The 893-nt window shown below is 64.3% G+C and carries 1 protein-coding gene; it reads right to left on the reverse strand.

All coding sequences use genetic code 11. The annotated features are described in order from the left end of the window. Nucleotides 1-893: IS30 family transposase (locus ACFFIO_RS17285; RefSeq protein WP_378043695.1), on the reverse strand; the 893-nt coding region annotated here is incomplete at both ends.

Here is an 893-nt window from a genome sequence, read left to right on the forward strand (position 1 = left end):
CGGCTGGGGTATCCCAGTCGAGCGTTTTGCGTGGACGGCCATTGAGCTCCTGGGCGACGTGCTCGAGGTCCTCACGGCCGTAGGGCCGCAAGTCGGTGCTCTTGGGGAAATACTGGCGCAGCAGCCCGTTGGTGTTCTCGTTGCTGCCGCGTTGCCACGGCGAGTGAGGGTCGCAGAAATAGACCGGGACGCCGGTGGCGATGCTGAACTGCTTATGAGCAGCCATCTCAGTGCCCTGATCCCAGGTCAGTGACCCCCGCAGATGCTCTGGAAGAGTGCCGATCAGCGCGGTGAGCACGTCACGGACTTCCTCGGCCGTATGACCGCCAGGAAGGTGCCCCAGCAGCACGTAGCGGGTGCATCGCTCGACCAGCGTCACGATCGCAGAAGCACTGCCCGGCCCAACGATCAGATCACCTTCCCAGTGCCCCGGCACTGCACGGTCCTGGACCTCGGGGGGACGCTCGGAGATCATCACCATCTCGTCGACGAACCGCGAGGTGCGCTGGTCGGGCTGCTTATGTGGCTTGCGACGGGTCCGACCGGTGCGCAGCGCGGCGGCGACCTCGCGTTTCAGCCCGCCGCGCGCTTGGAGGTAAAGCGCCTGGTAGATCGTTTCGGGACTCACTCGCATGCTCTCGTCGTCGGGAAACTCCTTGAGCAAAGTGTGGCTGATCTGCCCCGGAGACCACCGCACCGAGAGCTTTTCCTGCACGAAACTGCGCAACCGAGACTCCTCAGAGAGCTTGGACCGCTTCGGTCGGGCCCGAGACGCTGTCCAGGCACGCTGAGCAGAGTAGGGCTGATACTTCCGCTCCTCAGACCGAGCGTCGATCTCGCGTTTGATCGTGGAGGCAGGCCTGTTCAGAACACGGCCGATCGCTCGCAAGCTC

It is taken from the genome of Citricoccus parietis (genome assembly GCF_042433045.1).
Lineage (GTDB): Bacteria > Actinomycetota > Actinomycetes > Actinomycetales > Micrococcaceae > Citricoccus > Citricoccus parietis.